Raw genomic sequence first — 22,856 nt, forward strand, 5'->3', positions numbered from 1 at the left:
GTCTCGTTCAGCGGGTTTCTTGCGCGGCCGCGGCGATCACGACCCAGCGGCTCTTGGCGCTGCTGTCATCGCCTGCGACAGGCTGCGTGTCTTCTTTGGTGTCGGTGCGCAGGCGCAGCACGTCGACGCCGCGCCCGATCAGGTAGCTGCGCACGGCGTTGGTCCGCTGCGCGACCAGCTGCATGCGGTCGTCGGCGCTGCCTTGCTGCGCGTCCGAGTGGCTGATGTGGATCACCACCTGCGCCTCGGTCGCCTTGATCTGCGCGGCCAGCGTGTTCAGCGTGTCGTGCGCCTGCGGCTTGATGAAGGACTTGGCGGGCTCGAACAGCGCCTCGGCCTGCAGCACTGTGCGCATCGGCAGCGGTGCCACTTCCGGCGCATCCGCAGCCACCTTCTCGGCCTTCTCCGCTTTCTGTGCCTTGGCCACGTTCGCATCGGCGCCCGTCGAAGCAAACCCCAGGTGCGTCTCGTCGAACTTGAAGCGCAGCCGCACATAGGCGCCCTTGCTCGTGTACTCGTTGGCCGTCAGGTCGCGGTCGTTCAGGCCCACGAAGTTGTAGCCCGCCGACACCCACATGTTCTTCTGCACCTGGTAGCCCACCTCGACGCCGAAGGTCTTCTGCAGCGCGCCGCCCTTGCCGTACAGCAGGCCGGCCTGCACGCCGAAGTCCCAGTCCTGGTTGATGTCCTGCGTGTAGCGCGCCTGCACCAGGTGCGCCCAGTACTTGCTGGCCAGCGTGCCGTCGTCGGCGCGGCTGAGCTTGAAGGCATAGCGCGCCATCACCGCCTTGCCCGGCTCGGGGTTGTAGTTGACGTGCGCCGAGACGATGTCCGCGCTGGTCTTGCCCGGCAGGCTGGCACCGTTGTCGGCGCCGAAGACGCTGCTGCCCTGCAGCGCGCCGGCCGCATTGCCCGCGCCCACCACGCGCTCGGAGCGGCGCTCATAGCGCGCCAGCGCGTTCCAGGTGTCGTCGTCCACCGGCCGGTAGGCGATGCCGATCTGATGGCGCTGCAGGTGGCGCTCGTTGCCCGCGTTGGCGCCCTGGCCTTCGCTGTCGCTCACGATGCTGCGCGCCAGCAAGCTCCAGGACGGATCGAGCTTGAAGCCGAAGCCGGCACTGAACAGGCGCGTGTTCGCGTCGTCGCCGCGGCGCGCTTCGTACACGCCGCTGGCCTTGATCCGGTCGGTGATGTATTCGATGCCGCTGGTGATCGCGGTCGACTCGCCCAGCCCGCCCGCGTAGCCCGTGCCGGTGTTCTTGCTGTTGCTGTAGCCGCTCATGTCGCGCGTGTGCTCGATGCCCCCGGTCACGCGGATCTGCTCGTTGACCTTGAAGGTGTTGCGCACCCCGATGGCCGCCTGCACGCCGCGCCCTTCGGCGCCGTCGGCGATGCGGTACTCGTTGTACACGCGACCGCCTTCCATGTAGTTGCTCTCGATGCCGACGATGCCGGTGTTGTTGCGCTGCGTGCTGTCCAGCTCGTAGGGGCCGTTGAGCGTGGAGATCAGCTCGTAGCGGCCGTACACGCGCGTCTTGTCGGTGATGGCGTAGTTGCCGCCCACGGCCAGCACGTGGCGCTTGCCGTCCTTGAGGTCCTGCTCGCCTTCCACGAACACCTGCGCACCGGCCACGCCGGGCACCTCGGTCGACAGGCGCCCGCGCACGGTCGTCTGGCTCTGCGTGTCCACGCCGGCGGCGGCGGCGGCCGCGCCCAGCGTGGTCACGCTGTTGGCGCCGATGCTGCTGCCCATCTGGCCGTTGTAGGTGGAGATCTGGCCGTAGTCGAAGCCCGAGCTGGAGCCCAGCGCGTTGTTGCTCTGGCCGTGGCGCAGGCCCACCTCGGCGACGGTCTTGTCGCTGAGCTTCTTCTGCACGCTCACCGTGGCGCCCTTGCGCTCGTCGACCTGGGCCGCGTCCTTGCTGTAGAGCACCTCGCCGCGCACGGCCAGGGTCGGGTCGACGCGGTACTCGGCGCGCGCCGAGGCTTCGGTGTGGCCGGCCGAGAAGCTCGCGCCGGGGTTGTCGAAGCCCTTGCTGGTCTTGGCCGCCAGGGCCACCACGGCCAGCTTCTCGTCCTGGTAGCGCGCTTCCACGCGCGCGCCGTGACCGTTGCCCTTGTCGTCGGAGTCGGTCTTGACCAGCTCGGCCGCCACGCTGGTGTTCTGGCCGATGCGCGCCACGCCCGTGAGCGCCTGCAGGTTGCGCTTGTTCTGCGGGTTCTGGTCGGTGGAAGCCACCACGCCCAGCTGCAGGTTCTCGCTGACCTTGACCTGCACGTCGGTGCCGGCCACGGTGAACTTGGGGCCGCCGCTGTCCACTTCGTAGGTCACGCGGATCGACTGCGGGTTCAGGTTCGCGTCGATGGAGGCGATGGCGTGCGTGAACAGGATGCGGCGCGTGAGCGGCTCCACCGTGTAGTCCACGAAGCGCGCCACGGCCGTGCGCTGCAGCACGATGTTGGGCTGGTTGCGGTCGCGCACCACGATCTCGATCTGTTCGCTGTTGTCCACGAACTCGCCGTTGCTGGCGCTCAGGTAGTACGGGCCCGAGGTGCCCAGCGCGCGGAACTCCTCCACCTGCTGGGTCTGCGCGGTGCGCGAGACATAGCTGGTGGCGCGCACGTTCTCGTCCTCGTACACGTGCTTCAGGCCCGTGAGCGAACGGTTGCTCTGGCTCAGGTTGCGCACCTCGGTGCTGCTGGCGGTGGTGAAGTCGCCGTACAGCAGGTAGGAGCGGTTCTTGTCGATGCGCACGTAGAGCTTTTGCGTGCTCTGGGCGTCGAAGCCCTTGACCGCGGAGTCGCCGTAGATCGGATAGAACTCGTCCGGACGGATGTCGCGGAACAGGCGGTCCTTGCGGGTCTTGTCGGAATCGTAGGCGGCGGTGAGCAGGTACTCGCCCTTGACGGTGCCCTTGAAGAAGAAGGCGGCGCGACCGCTGGCGCGGCTGTTGGTGCCTTCGTCCTTCAGGCCCGAGAGTTCCGCTTCGAAGGCGGCGCCGGCGGGCATGGCGCCCAGGGGCAGCTTGCCGCGCTTGGTGAAGTCGAGCACGCCCTCGACGATGCCCACGCCGATCATGGGGCGCATCTCGGGCAGCAGCGCCAGGCGCACTTCCTTGACGAAGGTGCCGGCGCTCACGCGCAGGCGCGCATCGCCCGGTTCGCCCGGGGGCATCAACTGGAACTCGGCGGCGCCGCCGTCCATGAAGACCTGGGTGCCCGGTTCGGTGGGGTTCAGGTCTTCGGCCAGCCAGCGGCCGCGGTCGGTCTCCAGCGTGAGCTGCGTGCGGGCGGTCACGGGCACGCCGGCCGCGTCGATCAGGCGCACCTTGACGACGACGGGCGTGCGCAAGTCGGCGCGCGCCACCTCGGGCAGGTCGACCTCGATGGCGCCGAGCTTGTCGGGGGCGACGACGGTGATCTCGTCGGCGCTGCCGCGCACGTTGCCGAAGCCGTCCACGGCCTCGAGCTTGAGGGTGTTGGTGCCGGGGCGCAGGGCCACGCCGATGTATTCCCAGGCGGCGATGTTCTTGGACGCCAATTGCGTCTTCTTGCCGACGCGGCGCTCTTCCAGCGCGGCGCCGTTCACGCTCAGGCGCAACGAGGTGCCGGCGGTGCCCTTGACGCGCACGTTGATCGACTGGCCGGCGACGGTGTCGCGGTCCTTCAGGCCGATGAAGCCCAGCGTGTTGTTCTCCAGCTGGGGCAGCAGGGTCTCGAGTTCGATGGGACTCGGAACTGCCTGGGGCAGCAGCGGGTTGGCGCGCGGCTCGAGCATCGCGCCGCCGGTGCCGATGGGACGCATGGCCTGCGCGCCGACGCCGGTGGCCGAACCGCTGGTGGTCGACGACGGCAGGCCCGAGGTGGGCACGCCGTTCAGCGGCGAGAACAGGCTGCCGGTGGGGATCGCGGGTTGCACGCCCAGCGTGCCGCCCATGTTGCCGCCACCGCCGCTGACGAAGCTGCTGGCGTTGGCCGGCGCCACGGGCAGCGCGATCAGCGGCGCCGAGGTGGGCTGCACGGCGCCGGTGCTGCCGCTGGCCAGGGCTTGGCCGGTGGCCGGCAGGCCGCGCACGTCGCCCACGGGCACGACCTTGCCTTCGGGGTCCAGGCGCAGGCGCACCTGCGCTTCGGCCTCGGTGTCGGGACGCGCGGCAATGGCGGCGCGGCGCGCGGCCACGTCGGCGATGACGCTCTTCTCGTCGCAGTTCGTGATGATGAAGTTGGCCTTGTGGAACTCGCCCTTCTTCAGGTCGACGAAGCGGCTCTCGGGGGTGCCCGAGTTGCGGTTGTCGAGCACTTCGAGCTTGGCGCCCAGCGGCAGCGTGGTCTGGTCCAGGCGCAGCACGTGGGTGACGGGCTTGAGGCCGTACAGGCTCCACTTGCCTTCGATGTCGGTGACGACGTGGGTGCCGTCTTCCATGTACAGGCGCACGCCGGGCACACCGATCTCGTCGGCGCCCTCTTGGCGGCCGTCACGTTGGCCGTCGCGCTTGCAATCGAGGTAGACCTTACCGAAGGCGAAGGCGTCGTCGGAGAACACGCCGCCCGTCACGCGCACGGTCCAGTTGGCCAGGTTCGACTGGATGGGGCCCGAGGTGGCGCGTGCGCGGTTGATGGCGTCGCCGTTGGTGGGCGCGCCCACGCCGATGCGCACGCGGTAGCGCACCATGGCCGACTGGTCGGGGGCCACCACCAGCGTGGGGTAGTGGAAGATCAGGCCCGGGCCGGCGCCGCCGGCGGGGTTGGGCACCACTTGCCCGTTCAGGCGCACGCTGTTGGCCACATACGCGAAGCCCGGGGGCAGCGTGTCGTTGAAGGTCAGGCCGGTGACGGGGAAGCCGGTCTTGTTGGTGACGGTGAGCGCGTAGTCGATGAAGTCGCCGAACTCGACCTGGCGCTTGCTGCCGTCCTTGCGCAGCACCAGGCCCAGGATGTTGCCCGGGTCGAGCGGGATGTGGTTGTGCACGGCGTCGCACGGCGTGCCATCGGGCTTGGCACCGGCCTGCACCTGGAAGTAATAGCTGGTCGGGTCCGCGTCCTTCGGGGGCACGGCGCTGGGCACGACGGCGCCGCAGCTGGTGAACGAGCCACCGGTGACGGGGATCAGCTGCGAGGGGTAGACGTAGCCGCTGCCTGCGGGCGGCGTGACCGACAGCGCGTAAGTGCACAGGCCCGTCACCGGCGGCGTCTGCAGGTAGAACTGGTAGGCGCCGTCGGCACCCGTGGTCATCGAGATGCTGCCGTTGGGGTTGAGCGTGTAGGTGCCCGAATCGGCGCCGTAGATCTCGGCCGCGGTGATGGGGCCAGCCGTGCCGCTGCTGCACGACTGGCGCGTGTAGGTGACCAGCGCGCCGGCCACAGGTTGACGGGTCAACGCGTTGTAGACCGTGCCTTGCGGATCGACCAGCAGCGCCTGCGCCGAGGTGGCGGTGGCCGCCAGCAGCATGGTGGGCGTGACGTTGACGGTGTTCTGCTCGAAGGCGGCGGCCCAGGCCTTGTTGGTGAGCGACACGCGCCCGCCGATGGCCGATGCCTTCTCGGTGATGCGCACGCTCAGGCGGATCTGCTCGCTCTGGCCCGGGGCCAATGCACGGCTTCCATCCGTCAGGCTCAGCGCCACTTCGGTGGGCAGCTGGAACGGGTCGGCGCTGTCCTGCGTGGTGCGGTTGCAGGTGGCGCGGCCGGTGAAGCCGGTGGCGGCGTTGAGGTTGCCGTTGGCGGCCTTGGGCGGGCCCAGCAGTTCCCACGAAGCGACCTGCCCGCTCGACTTGTCCATGTCGAAGGTGCAGTTCAGGTTGTCGATCACGCGCACGTTGGGCGCGGCGACGGCGCCGGTGTTGGTGACCTTGAAGGTGTAGTCCAGCTCGTAGACGCCGGGCGACACGCGCCGTGCGATGGAGGCCTGCTTGGTCAGCGTGAGCGTGGGCAGTTGCGTGGAGACGGGCGTGGGCGAGGTGTCGTTGTTCGGGTTGCCGTCGCCGTCGGCGTCGGGGTTGTCGCCGTTGACGGAGTCGTCCAGGGCCACCGCCGGGCCGCCGGCATTGAGGGCGCCCGAGGCCTTGACGGTGTTCAGCAAGGTGCCGGTGCGGCCGGTGAAGTTGATGCGCGCATCGAACTGCACCGTCAGTTGTGCGCCCACAGGCAGCACGGCGCCGTCGGCCAGCAGGTTCGAGGCGGCGGCGGTGCCCTTGAAGGCGGGGTTGGGGGCGGCGACGGTGCCGCCGCTGGGTGCGGGCGCGATCACGATCGAGCCGGGCACGATGGTGTACTGGTTCGCGCCGGGCACGGCGGCTGCCGTGTAGGTGCCGAACTGCGTGGCGCCCGCGCCTTCCATCACGTCGGCGGCCTGCACGCCGTACAGCCATGACGTGCCGTAGTTGCGCACGTTGACGCTGAAGCGCACGGTGGCCGTGCCGTCGGTCTTGCCGTCGGCGCTGCGGTTCACGCGCGGGGTGGATGCGGCCTTGGCCACGCCGATGCGCGCCTGGGTGGAGCTGATGACGATGGTGTTCGAGGGCACGGTGGCCGGGCCGGTGCCGTCGTTGTACTGGCTGTGCGCGGTGTTGCGGATCTCGCCCACCTGGTCGGCGTTGACCTTGACGGCGAACTGCATCGCGATGGACACGTTGCGCGCCACCGGCGTGGAGATGCCGATGGCCACTTCGACGGCCGAGGCGTCTTCGGCGGTGCGGTAGCTGAACGCAGGATCGTTGGCCAGGCGGTACAGCTTGACGGCGTTGGCGGCGGTGGTGCGCAGCGTGCCGGGCACGTACTGGGTGCCGACGGGCACGGGGTCGCGCACGAGGACCAATGCGGAAGGCGCGCCGTTCACGAGCAGCGGCGTGTTGGTGGGCGCGATGACGTTGGACGGCTGCGCGTCCTGCGCGCCGATGTTGGTGCCCGAGACCGAGAAGTCGATGCGCGTCTGGCCGGGGATGACGTTGCCGGGGTAGCTGGCCGACTTGACCAGCTGCAGCGCGGCGGCGTTGCCGACGGTGACGGTGTCGCGGTTGATCGCGGTGAGGCCTTGCAGTGCGGTGGTGGCAGTCAGGCCCACGCAGGCCACGCCCGTCGCGGCGGTGGGGATCGTGCCCTGCACCAGCAGCGCGGCGGTCTCGCCGGGCTTCAAAGCAATGGCACCCGCGGCGTTGAGCTGCACCACCGGATCGGCCGCATCGACCACGCCGTTGTTGTTGCTGTCGCGCACCACGCGAAGCGCCGAGAGGTCGAGCGTGTCGGCCGCGCAGCCGCCGGCGTTGTTGGCCAGCGCCAGCATGTAGTTGGAGGCGACGTTGCCGGTGTTGGTGAGCAGGTGGCTCAGCGTGACGATGCTCGCGGGCGGGCGCGACAGCGACTGGTCCTGCGTGAGCACCAGCGCTTCCACGGGCAGCACCGTGGCGATCACTTCGTTGGACGAGATGGTCTCGGTCTGCGCCAGGCCGTTGGGCACGTAGGTGCCCGTGGCGATGCTGCGGATCACGATGCCGGCCGGGGCCGGTGCGGCGTTCGCTTCCTGCACGGCACCACCCAGCAGCAGCGCCGCGCCAGCGGCGAGCGCGGCAGCCCATCCGCGCCACGATGGCCGGTGTGTGCTCCTGGGATTGAAAGTGAACAGCATGCCGCGAACCCTTGATCGATCACCGCGTGGGGATCAGAAGAAACGAAAGAACTTTTTCGTTTGCGCCCTCGCCTCGGAAACGAGAGAAGGCGCAAAGGAAAACGCACAGGCCTGTGTGCCCTGTGCGAGGGAGCCGACGGGCTTGCGCCCGTCGGTTTCGCTTCACTCAGGTGAAGCTCAGTTGTTGACCTTCACGGAGAACAGCAGCGTGGCGGTGCCGCCAGGTGCCACGGTGTTGCTTGCGCTGCCGCAAGCCACGGTGGTGGCGGTGCTGCTGTAGGCCAGGGCCGTGCCGGTCACGCCGGTGGACGTGCACTGGTTGGCGGCCGGAGGCTGCGTCGCACCGGTGAAGGAGGTGTAAGCCGGCACCGCGTCGTTGATCGACATGTTGGTGACCGGTGCCGCGCCTTCGTTGGTGGCAACGACGCGGTACACGATGCACTCACCGGGCTTGGCGACCAGCGGAGCCGACGAGGACGGGACCTCGGTGCCATCGCAGTTCGTGTCCAGTGCCTGCGTCTTCACGAGGCGCATCTGGCCCGTGATGACCGTGGTCACGTCGGTGGCCGAGGGCGTGCCGCACGAGGTGGCGCCTGCCGGGAAGGTCACCGTGACGGTGGCCGTGTCCACGGCACCTGCCGAAGCGCCGCCCGGTGCGAACACCTTGACGAGCAGCTTCTGCGTGCCGCTGGCTGCCAGCGGGCCCGCGATCGGACCGGTCACCAGCGTGTCGCCGCTGCCGATCTGGCCGTCGCCGTCCACGTCGATGTACAGCGCGGTGGTCCAGCCAGCCGTCACGTCTGCCGCCGGCAGCGTGGCCGACACCGTGTACGGGCCTGCGCAGCTTTGCGTGCCGGTGTTGGTCAGCGTGTGGGCGTACACGACCGAGCCGCCGGGGGCGATCTGGCCGTTGTTGTTCGGCGTCAGCGTCGCACCGTAGGTCACGGCCTGGGTCACGGTCACGGCATCGGTCTTCGTGTCGATCGCCACGGCGCCCGTCGAAGTCACGATGGTGGAACGCACCTGGAAGTACACCAGCTGGCCGGTGACGGGCGTCTGCGAAGCAGGCGGCGTCACGCAGGCATCGACCGGCGTCTGCGCGTTGGCTGCAACGTCCACCGTGGTGATCGCCGCGCCCGTGCAGGTGCCACCCGCCGCCACGAACTTGACGGTCCAGCCTGCGGGCAGGCTGCCCGGGAAGCTGTTGGTCTGGCTCGCCGCCAGGCTGTAGGTGTTGGCCACCGTGTCGTTGTTCTTGACGAACAGCGTGAAGATCGCGCCGGTGCCGGCAGCGGTCGTCTTCGTGGTGGTCGGCTGCGGGCTCGGGCCCGTGCCCACATCGCCGTTGCCGGTGTTGCCTGCGGTGCCGTTACCGGTGGCCGTGTTGGTCAGGTCGACCAGCACGCCGATCATGGCGTTCAGGGTGTCGCGGGTGGATTCCGTCTTCGTGCTGTCGCCCGTCGAGGTACCCGTCACGATCGCGCTGAACGGACCGGTGGGCAGCGTGCCGGGAGACGGCAGCGTGGCGGCGAGCACGAACTGCACGCTGCCGTTGGCCGCGACCGGACCGGTGTCGGGAATGCCGTCGCTGTTGTTGTCGATCAACGGCGTGACGCCGTCGGCGGCAAAGAACTTGAAGGTCGTTCCGGCCGGGAAGGTGCCCAGGGCGGCCGTGAGGTTCACGACGTCCGTGGCATTGCCCGTGTTGAACACCGTCTGCGTGAACTTCACCGTGGCGCCCATGGCCGCGCTGGCGACAGTCGTCGTGTCGGCTGCGGTCGTGTTGGGGTTGCCCACCGCCGTGTCCAGCGAGGTGGTCGGGCTGCCGGAAGCAGAACCGAGCACGATGCCGAAGGTGCCGATGACGTTGTAGCTCGCGGGGTTGGTCGGCGAGCCCGTCGTGCCCGGGTTGTCCGACGTGACCGTCGTCGGCACAGTCACGGGGTTGTACTTGGCCGTGTTGGTCGTGGTCGACGTGCCGATGGCCGCCGTGTTGTTGACCATCACGACGAAGCTCACCGTCTGCGTGACGTTCGGCGGCAGCGAGGCCACCACGAAGGCCAGCGTGTTGCCGGTCGCGGTGAAGTCGATGGCGTTACCAGCCACATCACCCTGCGGTGCGTCCGTGAGCGCCGTGCCCGGTGCATTGCTCCAGACGGCCGAACCTGGCACGTACGTGAAGCCTGCGGGCAACGTGTCGGTCATGACGAACCGGCCAGCCGCACCACCCGTGTTGTTGAACTTCAACGTGTAGGTGGTGTAGACGCAGCCTGCTGCGGGTGCGCCAGCTGCCGTGGTGGTAGCCGCGCAACCTGCGACCGAGCGCGGACCGCTCACCGATGCCGCGGGCCAGGTGCCGCCATTGGTCGACCAGGCGACCGACGGAACGCTCAGGCTCTTGGTGGCGTTGAAGGCCGCCTGATCCGTGAGGTTCACGTTGTCGACGTCGGCCGCTTGCGTGTTACCCGCCGCGTACAGCGCCGGCGTGCCTGCGGTGGCCGTGATGGTCGCTGCGACCGGCGAGGTGAACGTGCCCGACGAAGCGGTGCTCGGGATCGAGTACGCCACGACGAACGGGAACGTGCCGTTGCCACCCGCCACGGTCTGGGCCGGGACGTTACAGACCGCACCCGGAACGACCGAGCACAGCGCGGTCGTGCTGTCGGGCACGCCGTCGGCGTTCGCGTCGGCGAACACTTCGACCTTGGTGAAGCCGTTCGGGCTGGCCGGTGCGGCCACGCTCAGCGTGAACGTGTCGGTGCCGTTACCCGTGTTGGTCAGCACGTGCGGCGCATACACGGTCGTGCCTGCGGCGCCGGTCTTCGTGTTGACCACGTTGGTCGTCACGGTGGTGTAGGTGTCCAGGTTGAACGAGCCGACCTGCTGCACCGTCGTCTGCACGAGGTTGGAGGTGGCCAGCTGGCTGGCGCCGTTCGGGTCCAGGTAGGTGGCCGAAGCCTGGTTACCGATGATGGTGTTGGCGGGTGGAGCCGCAGCGAGTGCGCCGGAACTTCCAAAAAGGAAGCTCAGCGTCAGGGCTGCTGCGCCCGCCCAGAGCGCGCGCGGCGCGGGGCCGGTGCGACGGGCAGACAAGGTAGGGATCACTTGGGTTTCTCCTCGGGGGTTGGGGTCAAAAAAGGTCAAAAAAAGGACGAACTCACCCCGGCCGGGGATTTCCGCGAACGGAAACCGGCAATGGAAAAACCAGCGGGGTTTTGAAAAAGAGAGAACCGGCCGTCAGCGCGGCTCAGCGCCGCCGGCGGTCGTCGTCAGCGCGGGAAGCTCAGGGCGTGCTGCGCGCAACCTTCTGCGCGTCGGCACCAGCGGCCACCGGCGCGGGCGGCACCACCGTCTCGACCTTGGCGCGCGCGGTCACCGCGGCCGAGCCGTTGGCGGGCAGCTGGCCCAGCGTCCAACGCAGCGAGCGGTACTCGTTGTAGGGCACCGGCTCCGACTTGCCGTTGACGACGCGCGCCAGCGGCTCGGCGGCAAAGGCGCCGTCCTTGGTCGCGGCCTTGACCAGCGTCGCGCCGGGCTTGGCGGTCTTGGGCAGGTACTCCAGGCCTTCGGGGATCGGCAGGTTGGCCACCAGGCCGGTGACGGCCTTGCCCGTGTGGTTGGTGTAGGTGGCCGTGTACTCGAGCACGTCGCCCGGCTTGACCGAATCGGCCGCCAGCAGCTGCTCCTTGCCTTGCGCGTCCTTGACCACCTTGGCCTGCGTCAGCACGACCGCGACGGTCTTCTTCTGCGCGGCCTCGGTGGGCGCGGGCGCGGCCTTCGTGCCCTGCGCGGCGGCCATGCCGCCCAGCCCCAGGGTCATGGCCACGCCGAGCCCCAGGCCGAGGCGAACGGTCAGCCGGACCACCGGCGACATGAATGAATTCACTTGAGACGAACTTCCGATAGACATAGACAACTCCTAAAAAACAACTTCAAAGCCAGACCGAGGCAACACGAAGATCAAACCGACTTGACCTGTGGCCTCGCGAATTGGCGTCGAAGCCATTTCCCAGCCACTTGCAGCACACCACTGACACACCGGCATCGGCGGCGACCGCCTCCGATGCCCACGCTCGGCCTCACGCAAGCACGCCCTTTTCGAGCCGCCTCCATGAGCCATTTACCACGTTCATATTATTTTCTGAATGTTTACAAAAACAATCGAACGTCCGCGATCCGCCACTTGCAATGGCCGAGGGTTCCGTGAAAATGTCACGAGAGGCCCTCCAAAGTTAACAACTGTGAATACAGATGTAATCTGGACGCTCGCTTAGATTGTGAATAAACCTGCAATTGGAGTGTGATCAATTTCACAAGCGGATCGCCTCCAAGTTGTTGATGTGTTTGAATAATTTCACCTCCACATCAACCCGCCTCCTCACGATCACCCAGTGTTTCAAGGGAGAAACGAGGCCCTTCGAGCGGCCTCGGACTGGCCCCCTGGGGCCACTTCGAAACTAAATTTACAAATTCACAGACTGTGTAATCAGGCACCGTGAATTTCAGGGACTGCATGCGCGACCTGTCCCCCAATGGTTTCAATCACGGGCTGCGCAAAATACGTCTTGGTGGATTTTTCAAAATCCAATTCCATTCAAACAGGCACGGCTGCGCCATTGGCTTGAATTCAATTCAAGCCAATCCCAGCCGGCTCACTTCGCCGGAATTCATTCGTTGGTCTGCCGACGCCCGACCTCAATTCGGAGGCGAATGGGCGAGCGTCTTTTTTCAAGGTGACCTTGCATCACCCCTTCGGATGCCGCGGGCGCTGCCCGCGAAAACTCACTTGCCGTGCCGGTTGTGTGCGCGCTCCAGCGTGTAGCCCACGCCGTAGAGCGAGCGCACGCGGAATTCGCCCGCCACGATCGATGCCAGCTTCTTGCGCACGCGCGACACCAGCGCATCGAGCGACCGGCTGGCGCCCAGCTCCCCGTTGCATCGGGGCCCCTGGGGCAGTTGCTGCCGCGACACGGGCGTGTCGAGGTGGCGCACCAGCACCCGGGCGATCTCGAATTCGCTCGGCGTCATGATGGCTTCGCGGCTCGCGTACTCGACCGCGAGGCGGCTGCGCACGAGCTGGAAACCGTAGAGGCCGTGCGGCTTCGCGTTCCTGCGCAGCGATTTCCTGCCGCACAGCGTCGACACGCGCGCCACGACCTCTTCCGCGTTCCAGGGGCTCACCAGGAAATCATCGACGTCGAACACCGACACGCGGGGCGTTTCCAGCACGCCGCGCGACCGGGTCAGCACGACCACCGGCGCCGTGGCCGCACGGCTGGCGCCGATGCCGAACAGGATTTCCGGCAGCGCGCCCTCCATCGTCTCGCCCATCAGCAGGAAGAGCCCGACGCCGGGCATCGAGGCGGCCTCCAGCAGGTCTTCCTCATTGACCACGCACAAGGGGCTGAAGCCGGCGTCCTTCAACCGGCCTCGCAGCCAGTCGATCTCTTCGCCGGAGTCCGTCAGCACCACCACACGACCGTTTTTCTGTTCCACCCTGTCCACCATCGCTTCCCTTTTCATCGCTCCCCGCATGCCTCTCACAATGGAGTGGAATGTATTAACGTTTATGAACAGTCGATAGGGAAAAGTGCCGATATTGACCAACGGAAACAGGTAGCCCTGTTCTTTTGTCATCGTGTGCAAACAAACTCACACTAATGGGGCGTCACCCCCTCGACACGGGCGGATGGAATCCCGGATCAGCCTTCCATTCCGCGAAGGCCGATCGCTCATCAACCCCTCTGGGAAGTGGCCTCGGACGCAGGGGCCGCCTTGCGCGCGGACAGCCTTTCGAGCAGCCCGACGAGCCAGCACATCGGACAGCCGCGCAGCAGCAGCAAGGCGCCGACGAGGGCCGGCGGCGCGATCCAGGGATGGGCGGACGACAGCAGCACAGCCAGCGCGATGAGCGCCAGGGCGCCCGCACCGCGAAGCAGATGCCAGGTGATGGAAACAGAACACATGGTGCAGGGCTCCTTGGGAATGGACACCTGCAAGAGAGGCGGCGAACCGCCGAAACGGTTCGCGGGCCCCCTCCTCACCCCCCAGTCGGCTCGAGCACGAACGCGAAGTCCAGCGTGTGGAACGGCCCGTCCTGCACGCTGCCGTCGGGCGCGCGACCCGGGCCATGCGCCATGAAGTCGCCGATGAGCGAGCTGCGCACGCCGAACACCGCGTCGCTGTCGAGGTAGGGATCGCCCTCGCGGAAGACGTGCGTGATCAGCGTCTCGTAGCCCGGCGCCTGCACCATGAAGTGCACATGCGCGGGCCGCCACGGATGGCGCCGGGTGGCGCGCAGCATGGCGCCCACGGGTCCGTCGGTGGGAATCGGATAGGCCACCGGCGCCACGCCGCGAAACCACAGCCGGCCTTGCGCGTCGGTGCGCAGCACCGCCCGCCCCTGCATGCGGTCGCCGGGCCGCTGCACGTCGTAGAAGCCTTCGGCGTCGGCCTCCCACACGTCGACCATCGCATCGGCCACGGGCTCGCCGTCGCGCCCGCGCACGGTGGCCTGCACGAACAGCGGCTCGCCCACCGCGCCGGCCGCGATGTCGCTGCCCAGCGGCAGCTGCGGCGCGCCGGCCACGTGGAAGGGGCCGAACACGGTGGCCTCGGTGGCCTGCGGGCTCTTGGCGTGGTTCATCGCCACCGTGAGCATCGACAGGCCCAGCGTGTCCGACAGCAGGATGAACTCCTGGCGCTGCGCATCGCACTTCTGGCCCGTGGCGGTGAGGAAGTCGATGCCCGCGGCCCACTCGGCCTCGGTGAGCCGCACCTCGCGCGCGAAGTCGTGCAGGTGGCGCACCAGCGCCGACAGCACCTCCTTCAGCCGCGCGTCCTCGCAGCCGGCCATGCGCTCGAGCACGGCGGCGGTGATGGTGTGTTCATCGATGTTGCGCATGGGCGTCGGGCTCCGGGTGGGAAGAAGGCGCGTGCGGCGTCGCCAGGCGCCGCTGCGTCGGGAACAGGGACCAGGCCCAGCGCTGCTGCGCCCAGCCCCACAGCCCCTGCTTGAAGAAGATCGTGGCCACGATGGCCAGCAGCCCGAGGCCAAGCAGGTACCAGGTGCCGTAGTCGCTCAGGAACTTGTTCAGCGCCCAGAACACGAGCGCGCCCACCAGCGGCCCCTCGATGCGGCCGATGCCGCCGATCACCACCATGAAGATCGCGAAGGCGGTCCAGTTCGGCGCGAAGGCCGCGTCGGGGCTGATGCGCAGGTTGCCCACGAAGTACAGCGCGCCCGCCAGCCCGGCGCCGAAGGCCGCCACCACGTACACCGCGAGCTTCATGCGCGCCACCGGGATGCCCTGCGACTCGGCGGCCATCTCGTTGTCGCGGATCGCCAGCAGCGCCAGCCCGAAGCGGCTGCGCAGGAACAGGTAGACCAGCGACACCGCCGCCACCACGCAGCCCAGCGCCATCCAGTAGGTGACGCTCTCGCGCGTGGCGCGCTCGATGCCGCGCAGCGCCGTGAGCGTGGTGCCCGAGCCGCCGCCCACCGCCGACACGTTGGCGAAGCTGAGCCGGAACACCTCGGCGATCACCCAGGTGCCGATGGCGAAGTAGCCGCCCGACAGCCGGAACGCCACGAAGGACACCGGCACCGCGATCAGCGCCGCGGCCAGTGCCCCCAGCGGAATCGCCACGAACGGATTCACGCCCGCGAAGTTGCCCAGCATCAGCATCACGTAGCCGCCGAAGCCGAAGAAGGCCTGCTGCCCGATGCTGACCATGCCGCCGTAGCCGGCCAGCAGGTTCCACATCATCGCGAAGATGAAGTAGCAGGCGATCTCGACGAACTCGCGCATCCAGCTGGGCTCGCCCCAGAAAGGCAGCGTGGCGGCCACCGCCACCAGCGCGGCGGCGGTCCAGCCCGCGCGGCGGCTGCTGCCGGTGTCGATGGTGACGACGACGGAGGCCATGGCGTTCAGTCCAGCTGCAGCTGCACGCGCGCGGCCACCTGGCCCCAGCGCTGGTGTTCGGCGCGCAGGCGGCGCGCCGCTTCTTCGGGCGTGTTGGCCACCACCTCGAGGTCCATGGTGGCCAGGCGCTCGCGCAGCTCGGGCGCGGCCAGCGCCTTCGCCACCTCGGCCTGCAGGCGCGCCACCACGGCCGGCGGCGTGGCGCGCGGCATCGCCATCATCTCGGCGAAGCTGGCGTCGTAGCCCTTCACGCCCGCCTGCGCCACGGTCGGCACCGTGGGCTGGCTGCCCAGGCGCTTGCTGCCGGACACGGCGATGGCCACCAGCTTGCCGTCGCGGATGATCGGGCCGACCGTCGGCGAGGCCAGGAAGCCGCAAGGCACCATGCCGCCCATCACGTCCTGCATGGCCGGGCTCGGGCCGCGGTAGGGCACGTGCTGCATCTGCACGCCGGCGTCGGCCAGCAGCATCTCCATGGCCATGTGGCCGGGCACGCCGGGGCCGCCCGAGGCATAGCTCATGGGCTTGGCCCTGGCCGCGGCCAGCAGCTCGGGCAGGGTCTTGATGCCGGCGCCGGGAAAGCACACCAGCTCCTGGCTGAACGCCGCGAGCTGGGTCACGGGCACCAGGTCTTCCATCGGGCGGATGGCGAGCTTGCGGTACAGGTGCGGGTTGATGGTCAGCATGGTGTCGGGGCCGACCAGCACCGTGTGGCCGTCGGTGGCGCGCGCCACCTCCTGCATGCCGATGTTGCCGCCCGCGCCCGGCTTGTTGTCGACCACCACGGGCTGGCCCAGCGCCTTCTGCAGGGCCGGCTGCATCAGCCGCGAGACGATGTCACCGGGCGCACCGGCCGGGAAGGCCACCACCAGCCGCACGGGCTTGGTGGGCCAGGTGTCGGCGGCGTGGCTGGGTGCGGCGATGGTGGCGAGCACCGCGGCTGCTGTCAGGCAGGCCGCGAGAGGTCGACGGAAAGCGTTCATGGGATGTCTCCTTTTTTTGAAATGGGGTGCGCTCGCCTACCAGGCGCCGATGAGGATGCCGGCCGCCAGCTCGCGTGCGTTCCAGCGCGCGATGTCCTCGGGCGCCACCGTGGGAAAGCGCCGCCGCTGGCGCAGCCAGTCGAACAGCAGGCCCAGCATCTGCTCGCGCACCGCGGCGAAGGCCGGGTCGCGGCCCAGGTCGACCAGCTCGTCCGGGTCGGCCTGCATGTCGAACAGCTGCGGCGGCAGGTCTTCGAAGTGCACGAACTTCCAGCGGCGCGTGCGCAGCATCGTCATGTGGCAGCGCTCGACGGGCTGGGCCAGCGGCAGGCGCACCTCGTCGCGGAAGGCGAAGCTGTTCTCGCACACCACCAGGTCCTTGCCGGCGGCGCCGGCGTGGCCGTGCAGCAGCGGGCGCAGCGACTGCCCTTCGAGCCATTCGGCCGGCTGCGGCAGGCCCAGCGCGTCGAGCATGGTCGGCACGAGGTCGATGCACTCGACCAGCGCGTCGCTCACCGTGCCGCGGCGCGCATCGGCCTCGGCGCGCGGATCGACCACGATCAGCGGCACCTTCACGATCGGATCGTGGAACAGCTCCTTCTCGCCCAGCCAGTGGTCGCCCAGGTAGTCGCCGTGGTCGCTGGTGAAGACCACCAGCGTGTCGCGGTCCAGCCCCTGTTCGGCCATGAAGGCGAAGAGCCGGCCGAGCTGGTCGTCGACCTGCTTCACGAGCCCCATGTAGGTCGGCACCACGGCGCGGCGCACCTCGTCGCGGCTGAAGTTGCGGCTCACGGTCTCGCGCCGGAAGCCGTCGACCACCGGATGGGCGTCGACGCGCTCGGCCTCGCTGCGCACCACGGGCAACATGTCGTCGGGCCCGTACATCGCGTGGTACGGCGCGGGCGCCACGTAGGGCCAGTGCGGCTTGATGTACGACAGGTGCAGCACCCAGGGCGCGTCGCCGGCCTCGCGCATGAAGTCGATGGCGCGCTCGGTCGTGTAGGGCGTCTCGCTGTGCGCGCCGGCGATGTGCGCGGGCCGGTCGGCCCAGCGCATCTGCCAGCCGCTCAGGATCTCGCCGTCGGGGCCGCGGCCCGAGTTGGCGAAGTCGTGCCAGGGGTTGTCGGAGTCGTAGCCCTGCGCGCGCAGCCAGTCGCAGTAGGCATTGCCCGTGACCTTGAAGCCCGGCGGCCAGATGCCGTCGTCGCGCGCATAGGGCTCGAAGCCGCCTTCCATCGCGAGCCGGCCCGCGCCCTGCGTCGGGTCGATGCCCAGGCGGCGGGCGCCCTCGGTGTCGGCCTCGACATGCGTCTTGCCGACCAGCGCGCAGCGCACGCCGTGCGGGCGCAGGTGGTCGCCCAGCGTCTTCTGCCCCACCGACAGCGGCACGAAGTTCCACATCGTCCCGTGGCTGCTGACATAGCGGCCGGTGTAGGTCGACATGCGCGAGGCGCCGCAGACCGCGCCCTGCGCATAGGCATGGCTGAAGCGCACGCCGCGCGCGGCCAGCGCATCGATGTGCGGGGTCTGCAGGCGCGGATGGCCGTAGCACGAGAGGTGGTCGGCGCGCAGCTGGTCGCACATGATGAACAGCACGTGCCTGAGCGGCGCGGGGGAGGTCTTGTCGGTCATGTCAGCAGGTCAGCGTGTCTTGGGGAACAGTCCCTGCGGCCGCAGCACCAGCACCGCGAGGAACACGAGATGGCCGAACCAGATGCCCCAGCCCGGATCGATGCGAAAGCCGATCTGCTGCGCGATGCCCAGGATCATGGCGCCGGCCAGCGTGCCCCAGAACGAGCCCATGCCGCCGATGATCACGGCCTCGAAGGCGAAGAGCAGCAGCAGCGGGCCGTCCGACGGCGACACCGTGGTGCGCATGCCCTGCAGCGCGCCGGCGATGGCGATCAGCACGAAGGCGATGCCCGTGGCCAGCGCATACACCTGCTTGGCCTTGAGGCCCATCAGCTCGGCGATCTCGCGGTCGTCGGAGACCGCGCGGAAGGTGCGCCCCAGCGGCGTGCGCGTGAACATCCACTGCATCGCGCCCGTGGCCGCCACCGCGACCGCCAGGATCACCAGCGGCAGCGCCCCCAGCGCCAGCGTGTCGCCCAGCGGCACCGAGGCGGTGGCCAGCGCGCCGACCTCGATGGCGCGCGGGTCGGCCGAGAACAGCTCCAGCAGCAGGTTCTGGATCACGATCGACAGGCCGAAGGTCACGACCAGCGAAGGCAGCGGGTCCTTGCCCAGCGTGCCGTTGAGCACGTGGCGCTGCAGCAGGTAGCCGAAGCCGAAGGCCAACGGCAACACCGCGAGCACCACCCCCCATGGCACAGATGCGCCGGTCATCGAGACACCCGCGATCACCGCGAAGGCGCCCAGGATGATGAAGTCGCCCTGCGCCGTGTTGGTCAGCCGCATGACGCCGAACATCAGCGACTGGCCGAGCGCGAACAGCGTGTAGAGGCCGCCGAGCAGCACGCCCTGGAGCAGGGTTTCAAGCATGGTGCTCCTCGATGCCGAAGTAAGCCTGCGATATCTGCTCGGGCGTGAGTTCGTCCGAGCGCCCCGTGAGCGACACGCGCCCGTCCTGGAAGCAGTACACGCGCTGCGACACCTGCCGCGCCATGCGCACGTCCTGCTCCACGATCACGACCGTCATGCCCTCCCCCGTGATGGCCGGCATGGCCGCGTAGATTTCGCGGATGACGACCGGCGCCAGGCCGAGCGAGAGCTCGTCGCACAGCAGCAGCTCGGGGTTGCTCATGAGCGCGCGGCCCAGCGCCACCATCTGCTGCTGCCCGCCCGAGAGCGAAGTGGCGGGCTGGCGCCGTTTCTCGGCCAGGATCGGGAACAGGCCGTACAGGCGCTGCAGGTTCCACGGCCCCGCGCGGCGCGGCGTGGCACCCATCAGCAGGTTCTCTTCCACGCTCAGGCTCGGGAACAGGCGCCGGCCTTCCGGCACCATCGCCAGGCCGCGCCGCACGATCTCGCCGGGCGGCAGGCCGCCGATGGGTTCGCCCTTGAAGCGGATCGCGTCGGACGGCGCGCGCAGCAGCCCCGTGAGGCTTTTCAGAAAGGTCGACTTGCCCGCGCCGTTGGCGCCGATGACCGCCACCAGCTCGCCCGCCGACAGCGTGAAGTCGATGCCGAACAGCGCCTGCGCATCGCCGTAGAAGGCCTGCAGGCCGTGGGTGTCGAGCAGCGCGCTCATGCCTCGATCCCCATGTACACGCGCCGCACCTCGGGGTCGTTCATCACCGCGCGCGGTGCGCCTTCCGCGAGTTGCTGACCGAAGTTGATGACGAACAGCCGGTCGGCCAGCGACAGCAGCGCATGCACGACGTGCTCGATCCAGATCATGGTCACGCCGCGCGCCTTGATGCGCTTCAGCTCCGCCACCAGCACCGCCGCCTCGGGCTCGGTGAGCCCGCCCGCGATCTCGTCGAGCAGCAGCAGGCGCGGCTTGGTCGCCAGCGCGCGGGCCAGCTCCAGCCGCTTGCGGTCGAGCAGCGTGAGCCCGCCGGCCGGCTTGTTGGCGTGCGGCGCCAGGCCGGTCTGGGCCAGCACCTCGTGCGCCGTCTCCCAGGCTTCGCGCTCGGCCTGCTGGCCGCCGAAGCAGGCGGCGGTGACGAGGTTCTCGAACACGCTCATGTGGCCGAAGGGCTGCGGCACCTGGTAGCTGCGGCCGATGCCGGCGCGGCAGCGCTGGTGCGGGCGCAGCCGCGTCACGTCGCGGCCCGCGTACTCCACGCGGCCGGCGTCGACGCGCGCGTCGCCCGAGATCAGGTTGAACAGCGTGGTCTTGCCCGCGCCGTTGGGCCCGAGGATGCCCAGCGTCTCGCCCTCGGCCACCGCCAGCGTGATGCCGTCGGTGACCTTGAGCGCCCCGTAGGACTTGCTCACGCCGTGCAAGGCCAGCAGCGTCATGGCAGCCGTCACTCAGAGCAGGCGCAGCGCGCCGCCGGTCGGGATCGCCTTCGCGGCCTCGTTGTTCACCAGCGTCAGCTCCACCTTGCGCTGCTTGCCCTTGCCCCACTGGCCGAGCACCAGCGGTGTCTTGCTGACGTTCTTGAACGGGCCCTGCCCGCCCCACTTCACGGGGCCGACCACGGAGTTGATCGAGGTCGCGGCCACGGCGTCGCGCACGTCGCCGGCCTTGAGCGACTTCGATCGCGACAGCGCGTTCGCCGCCACCTCGAACAGCGCATGCGCGAAGCCGATGGGCTGCGTCCACTGCTTCTTCGTGCCGGCCTCGTAGGCCTCGGCCAGCGCCCTGGCGCTTTGCTGCGTGAGGCTGGAGCTGAAGGGGTGCGACGGGCTCCACCACACCTCGGTCGAGAGACCCTCGCCCAGCTCGCCCAGCGCCTCGATGGCCCCGGGGAACAGCAGCGCCTTGCCGAGCGTGATCACCTTGGGCTTGAAGCCCTGCTGGCGCGCCTGCGTGAGGAAGGTCTTGGCGTCGGGCGGGATCACCACGCCGGTGACGATCTCGACGTTGTCGCGCTTGAAGGCCGCGATCTGCGCGCTGAAATCCTGCGTGCCGTTCTGGAAGCGGCCGGGGTCGGTGAGCGTGAAGCCCATCTGCGCGAGCGGCTTGGGAAAGCCCAGCTCCTTGTCGCCCCAGGCATTGCCGTCGCCGTCGTTGGGGAACAGGCCGCCGACCTTCTTGTTGGTGGCCACGGTCTTCCAGCCGTTGGTGAAGGTGGCGATGACGTCTTCGAGCCCCCAGAACAGGTGGTAGGTCCAGTTGAAGCCCTTGGCCGGGTCGCCCTTGCGGCCGAAGAACCAGGGCTGCCACGGCACCACGCTGGAGATGCAGGGCACCTCGTTGAGCTCGCAGGCATCGCTCACCGGGTTGGCGGTCTCGGGCGTGCCGGCCGTGAGCACCAGCGCGACCTTGTCCTTCAGGATCAGGTCGTTGGCCACCTCGCCCGCGCGGTTGGGGTTCGACTGGCTGTCCTTGAGCACGATCTGCACGGCGTACTTCTTGCCGCCCACGCTGATGCCGTCCTTGAAGGCGGCCTTCATCTGCTCGATCACCCACTTGTCGGCCTCGCCGAAGGGCGCGAGCGGCCCGGTCTGCGGCGACACGTAGCCGATCTTGAGCGTGTCGGCGGCGAACGCCAGCGGCGCGGCGCCCGTGGCGGCGAGCGCGGCGGCGGCCTGCGTGAACTGTCTGCGGTTGAATGTCATGGCTGTCTCCTTCGTTGTTCGTGTGTGTCTTCGATGCCCGCGCCGTGGCCTAGCCCGGCGGCTCGCCGTCGAAGGCGCGTTGCAGCAGCGCGCGGATCGCGTCGCGCTCGGCCGGGCTGAAGGGCCGCGGGTTCCAGTACGGGTTGGCAACGGCGATGTCGGCCGCGCGGTCGAGGTCGGCGGCGCGCATGCCGATGTCCTTCAGCGCCACCGGCGCGCCGTTGTCGCGCGCCAGCGCAAACACCGCCGCCGGCGCCGACACGCCGCCGAGCGCGCGCGCGATGCGCGCCATGGCACGCGGCGCGGCCTGCGCGTTGAACGCGAGCGCATGCGGCAGCACCACCGTGTGCACCTCGGCGTGCGGCAGGTTGAAGCTGCCGCCCAGCGTGTGGCACAGCTTGTGGTGCAGGGCCATGCCCACCGCGCCGAGCACGCCGCCGCAGAGCCAGGCGCCGTACAGCGCATCGGAGCGCGCGGCCAGGTCGTCGGGCTGCACGCGGATGGCGGGCAGTGCTCGGGCGAGCGCGGCGATGCCTTCTTCGGCCATCAGGTCCATCACCGGGTTGCTGTCCTGCGCGTACAGGCCTTCGGCCGCGTGCGCGATCGCGTTGATGCCGCTGGTCACGCTCAGGCCCACCGGCAGCGTGCGCGACAGCTCGGGGTCGTAGATCACGGTGCGCGGCAGCACGCGCGGGTCCTTGCCGGTCTTCTTCAGGCCGTTCTCGGTGAGGCCGTAGATCGGCGTCATCTCGCTGCCCGCGTAGGTGGTGGGGATGGCGACGATCGGCAACCCGGATTCCAGCGCGATGGCCTTGCCCAGCCCCGTGGTGGAGCCGCCGCCCAGCGCCACGGCACAGTCGGCACCGAGCCGGCGCGCCAGGTCGCGGGCCTCGCGCGCCGTTTCCACGGGCACGTGCATCACGGCGCGGTCGAACAGGCCGGCCGCCTGCGCGCCCAGCGACGCCGCCACGCGCTCGGCCTGCGGGCGCTGTTCGGGCGTGCACAGCACCAGTGCTTTTTTCGCGCCCAGCGCATCGATCTCGCGCGCCAGGTGGCGCAGCGAACCGGCGCCGAACACCACGCGCTGCGGATGGGTGGTGTGGATGAAGTCGTGCATGGCGCGCTCCTTTCTGT

At 69.1% G+C, this 22,856-nt stretch carries 14 protein-coding genes; all 14 read right to left on the bottom strand.

Annotated elements, in window-relative coordinates:
- Nucleotides 1–7: 7 nt before the first annotated feature.
- Nucleotides 8–7,621, bottom strand: coding sequence for an OmpA family protein (locus AC1RAA_RS10280; RefSeq protein ID WP_492729654.1), 7,614 nt, complete (start codon nucleotides 7,619–7,621; stop codon nucleotides 8–10).
- Nucleotides 7,622–7,798: 177 nt separating this feature from the next.
- Nucleotides 7,799–10,726 (bottom strand): beta strand repeat-containing protein, encoded by a 2,928-nt coding sequence (locus AC1RAA_RS10285; protein ID WP_492729652.1) that lies wholly within the window; start codon nucleotides 10,724–10,726, stop codon nucleotides 7,799–7,801.
- A 178-nt stretch (nucleotides 10,727–10,904) separates the two neighbouring features.
- Nucleotides 10,905–11,495 carry a DUF11 domain-containing protein gene (locus AC1RAA_RS10290; RefSeq protein ID WP_082818235.1) on the bottom strand — a complete coding sequence of 197 codons (591 nt, stop codon included), beginning with the start codon at nucleotides 11,493–11,495 and terminating at the stop codon, nucleotides 10,905–10,907.
- A 908-nt stretch (nucleotides 11,496–12,403) separates the two neighbouring features.
- Nucleotides 12,404–13,258, bottom strand: a complete 855-nt coding sequence (locus AC1RAA_RS10295) for a response regulator transcription factor (protein WP_492729648.1) — start codon at nucleotides 13,256–13,258, stop codon at nucleotides 12,404–12,406.
- Nucleotides 13,259–13,356: 98 nt separating this feature from the next.
- Nucleotides 13,357–13,587: a hypothetical protein gene (locus AC1RAA_RS10300; RefSeq protein ID WP_492729646.1), complete on the bottom strand. Its 231-nt coding sequence runs from the start codon at nucleotides 13,585–13,587 to the stop codon at nucleotides 13,357–13,359.
- A 74-nt stretch (nucleotides 13,588–13,661) separates the two neighbouring features.
- Nucleotides 13,662–14,525, bottom strand: a complete 864-nt coding sequence (locus tag AC1RAA_RS10305) for an intradiol ring-cleavage dioxygenase (RefSeq protein WP_492729644.1) — start codon at nucleotides 14,523–14,525, stop codon at nucleotides 13,662–13,664.
- The gene (locus AC1RAA_RS10310; protein WP_307589564.1) at nucleotides 14,509–15,546 is read right to left on the bottom strand and encodes a branched-chain amino acid ABC transporter permease; all 1,038 of its coding nucleotides are present in this window, start codon (nucleotides 15,544–15,546) and stop codon (nucleotides 14,509–14,511) included. The genes AC1RAA_RS10305 and AC1RAA_RS10310 overlap by 17 nt, the downstream gene beginning before the upstream one ends.
- A 5-nt stretch (nucleotides 15,547–15,551) precedes the next feature.
- Nucleotides 15,552–16,529, bottom strand: coding sequence for a Bug family tripartite tricarboxylate transporter substrate binding protein (locus AC1RAA_RS10315; protein WP_492729641.1), 978 nt, complete (start codon nucleotides 16,527–16,529; stop codon nucleotides 15,552–15,554).
- 36 nt (nucleotides 16,530–16,565) lie between these two features.
- Nucleotides 16,566–18,161: a sulfatase-like hydrolase/transferase gene (locus AC1RAA_RS10320; RefSeq protein ID WP_492729639.1), complete on the bottom strand. Its 1,596-nt coding sequence runs from the start codon at nucleotides 18,159–18,161 to the stop codon at nucleotides 16,566–16,568.
- Between the two features lie 9 nt (nucleotides 18,162–18,170).
- Nucleotides 18,171–19,031, bottom strand: a complete 861-nt coding sequence (locus AC1RAA_RS10325; RefSeq protein ID WP_095949975.1) for a branched-chain amino acid ABC transporter permease — start codon at nucleotides 19,029–19,031, stop codon at nucleotides 18,171–18,173.
- Nucleotides 19,024–19,740 carry an ABC transporter ATP-binding protein gene (locus AC1RAA_RS10330; protein WP_139703647.1) on the bottom strand — a complete coding sequence of 239 codons (717 nt, stop codon included), beginning with the start codon at nucleotides 19,738–19,740 and terminating at the stop codon, nucleotides 19,024–19,026. The genes AC1RAA_RS10325 and AC1RAA_RS10330 overlap by 8 nt, the downstream gene beginning before the upstream one ends.
- Complete coding sequence (locus tag AC1RAA_RS10335; protein ID WP_062479592.1) at nucleotides 19,737–20,456, bottom strand: ABC transporter ATP-binding protein; 720 nt, start codon at nucleotides 20,454–20,456, stop codon at nucleotides 19,737–19,739. Before AC1RAA_RS10335 ends, AC1RAA_RS10330 begins: the two co-directional genes overlap by 4 nt.
- A gap of 12 nt (nucleotides 20,457–20,468) precedes the next feature.
- Complete coding sequence (locus AC1RAA_RS10340; protein WP_492729635.1) at nucleotides 20,469–21,722, bottom strand: ABC transporter substrate-binding protein; 1,254 nt, start codon at nucleotides 21,720–21,722, stop codon at nucleotides 20,469–20,471.
- A 49-nt stretch (nucleotides 21,723–21,771) separates the two neighbouring features.
- Nucleotides 21,772–22,839: a maleylacetate reductase gene (locus AC1RAA_RS10345; protein ID WP_492729633.1), complete on the bottom strand. Its 1,068-nt coding sequence runs from the start codon at nucleotides 22,837–22,839 to the stop codon at nucleotides 21,772–21,774.
- Between the last annotated feature and the right edge of the window lie 17 nt (nucleotides 22,840–22,856).

The sequence above is a fragment of the Variovorax sp. GW823-FHT04F07 genome, assembly GCF_058795995.1.